Origin of the sequence: Microbacterium sp. BF1, from assembly GCF_019279095.1 — a bacterium.
In the GTDB taxonomy this organism is placed as follows: domain Bacteria; phylum Actinomycetota; class Actinomycetes; order Actinomycetales; family Microbacteriaceae; genus Microbacterium; species Microbacterium maritypicum.
In genome coordinates, this window is sequence record NZ_JAGYWT010000356.1 from 1 (window position 1) to 2,632 (window position 2,632).

3 protein-coding genes and 2 pseudogenes are annotated in these 2,632 nt (G+C 67.6%); 2 read left to right on the forward strand and 3 right to left on the reverse strand.

All coding sequences use genetic code 11. The features are described from left to right. Positions 1-997 (forward strand): annotated as a pseudogene (locus KZA10_RS11975) (hypothetical protein); the annotation flags it as partial. 11 nt (positions 998-1,008) lie between these two features. On the opposite strand, the gene KZA10_RS11980 reads toward KZA10_RS11975, so the two are convergent. The 3 genes from KZA10_RS11980 to KZA10_RS11990 form a co-directional block, all read right to left on the reverse strand. Further along, positions 1,009-1,410, reverse strand: a complete 402-nt coding sequence (locus tag KZA10_RS11980; RefSeq protein ID WP_055866628.1) for a phage holin family protein — start codon at positions 1,408-1,410, stop codon at positions 1,009-1,011. A gap of 69 nt (positions 1,411-1,479) precedes the next feature. Further along, positions 1,480-1,842, reverse strand: a complete 363-nt coding sequence (locus KZA10_RS11985) for a type II toxin-antitoxin system death-on-curing family toxin (protein WP_141385722.1) — start codon at positions 1,840-1,842, stop codon at positions 1,480-1,482. After that, the gene (locus KZA10_RS11990) at positions 1,839-2,045 is read right to left on the reverse strand and encodes a ribbon-helix-helix protein, CopG family (protein ID WP_045263836.1); all 207 of its coding nucleotides are present in this window, start codon (positions 2,043-2,045) and stop codon (positions 1,839-1,841) included. The genes KZA10_RS11985 and KZA10_RS11990 overlap by 4 nt, the downstream gene beginning before the upstream one ends. A gap of 85 nt (positions 2,046-2,130) precedes the next feature. Between KZA10_RS11990 and KZA10_RS18125 the strand changes: the two are divergent. After that, a pseudogene (locus KZA10_RS18125) lies at positions 2,131-2,391 on the forward strand (aminotransferase); the annotation flags it as partial. Positions 2,392-2,632 lie beyond the last annotated feature (241 nt).

The window sequence follows — 2,632 nt, forward strand, 5'->3', positions numbered from 1 at the left end:
GCGAGCACAGGCGGAGGCCCTCGCTCTCACCGACGCCGCGGCGGCGAACGAAGCGCAGGCGCGCGCCGACGAGATGGTCGAGGCAGACACACGGCTGGGGACCATGGCGGACTGGCTGGTGGCGGGCTGGAAGCGGCAGCGCTTCGACGGGCTCGGCGACCAGTACGACCCGGACGGCCCGCTCCCGTCGGTGTTCGTGGCCGGCGCCCTGGTGGGCGTCGTTTCGGGGCTCGGCAAGGTCCGACCGGGCATGGTGCTGTCGGGGGTGACGGATCCCGTGCGAGTGACGCCGGTCAAGACCACGACTCCGAACGCGCCGACAGGCCTCGCTGCGGCCTTCCGGCGGGTGCCCGGAGCGTCCGCGCAGGTCGCGGTCGAGAAGTACACGATGGTCGGGGGCGCGACCCGGTACGTGGCCTACATCGCCGGGACTCGGAATTCGCTGCCGTGGCAGGCGGGGGAGTCGGAGCCGTGGGACATGAAGTCGAACGTCGAGCTCTATCAGGGCGGCCCGTCGGCGTCGTATCAGGCCACCCTCGATGCCCTCACGGCGGCGGGTGTGGAGCCGGGCGACCGGGTCGACGTGGTCGCGCACTCGCAGGGCGGGATGATCGCCGCCCGCCTGGCGATGGAGAGCGAGTTCGAGGTGTCGGTCATGATGACTGCGGGCAGTCCCACCGAGCCGAGTCTGACCGACGACCAGACTCTGCTCCAGCTGCGTCATACCGACGACGTCGTGTCCGCGCTCGCCGCGGGCGGGTCGGCGGAGGGGACGGGATCTCCCGACAGTTTCACCGCGTCGCGCGTCGGCGATCCGCACGGCGGAATCCAGGATCTGAAGCTGCAGACCCACGGCCTGGAGACCTACGTCGCGACGGCGGAGAGGGTCGACGCGTCAGACGACCCGCGGGCCGAGGCCGTCGACGAGTACTGGGAAGAGCTCGGTGAAGCCGTAGAGGTTGAGCGCATCGAGTTCCATGCCGAGCGGGCGGGGTGAACCCGACCGACTCAGTCGCGGCGGTTCTTGCTCTGCGGTCGCAGGATGAAGCCGAAGATGCCGTTGATCACCGAGATGATGAGCGCGGCGAGCACGCCCCACCAGAAGTCGCCGACCGTCAGGCCCCAGCCGAAGCCGCTCGTGATCCACGCGGTCAACCACAGCAGGAAGCCGTTGATCAGGAAGCCGATCAGACCGAACGTGATGATGTAGAGCGGAAACGCGACGATCTTCACGATCGTGCCGATGATCGTGTTCACGAGCGCGAAGATCGCGGCCACCGCGAGCAGGGTCAGTACGAGCTGCAGCGTCTCGCCCGGCGGGAAGGCGGTGATCACCACCTGCAGGGCAGGGATCAGGGTGACGACCCAGAGGGCGAAGGCGTTGACGACGACGCGGATGATGAAGCGCATGGTCCGACCAGTGTCCCACGGACGCCCGCGAGATGTCAGCGCACCGATCTCGCGGGGGGTCGGCGGTGTTCAGCGGCGGTGAGCGCGCAGCAGTGCGGCGATCTCATCGAGGCCGGCTTTGCTCTGTGCAGTCCGAAGGATGAGGTCGAAGGCAAGCTCCGTCTCCATGTCGATGATGACGTTGTTCATCTCGAGGAATGTCAGGGTGAGGACCCAGGAGAAGCGCTTGTTCCCATCGAACAGAGGGTGATTCTGACTCAGAGACGACAGCAGTGCTGCTGCCTTGACTTCGAGATCCGGGTAGGCCTCGACTCCGAACATCGAACTCGATGGCCGGGCGAGCGCGGAGGAGAGAAGCCCGATGTCTCGGATGTGGAGGCCGAGTTCCTCGGTGACGCCTACTGCGTGCGGAAGCTCGACGTACCGAGTCACGCGTCTTCGAGCTTCTTGAGGAGATCGGCGTAACGGTCAGCTACCCCGCGGGCGATCGACACGGCCTGCTCGGTCGTAACCTCCTCGCGGAGAAAACGATCCGCCGCCTCGATGAGGAGTGCGTGCTTGGACGTGTGTCGCCGCGATGCCAGCTCGCCGAGCTGTGCATCGAGTTCTTCCGGAAGTCGCACCGTCATCGCCATACCAGAATGGTATCACCGCGTATCGAGTGCCGACAGGGGAGAAGCCGCAAATGGCCGATCCCGCCGCCCTCGTAGACTCGACCTCGTGACCGAGCCCATCCTGCCCCGCATCCGTCCCGCCATCGCCGCGCTCGCGCCGTATCGCCAGGGCAAGCAGGCAGGCCCCGACGCGTTCAAGCTCTCGAGCAACGAGAACCCGTTCGATCCCCTGCCCTCGGTGCTCGAGGCGCTGCAGAGCACGACGCCGATCAACCGCTACCCCGACGCCACGGCCGGGCGCCTGCGCGCGCGTCTCGGTGCCCGCTACGGAGTCGAGCCCGACCAAGTGCACGTCGCATCATCGACCTCGCCCACGTCAAGCCGAACACGCTCGGCAACACCCGCATGCTCAAGGTGCTCTGACTCCGCCTCCGCCCGTGCCGTGGGGCCTCCCAGGCTGAGGGCGGAGGATCGCTTAGCCTGGAGTCATGCCCCGTCGCTCCGCCGCCGTCTACCGTCGTCGGCGACTGGTCGTGATCGGAGGGCTCGTCCTGGCCGTCGCGGCCATCGGCATCGGATCCTGGCTCCTGATCGCGCGCCCGTGGGCC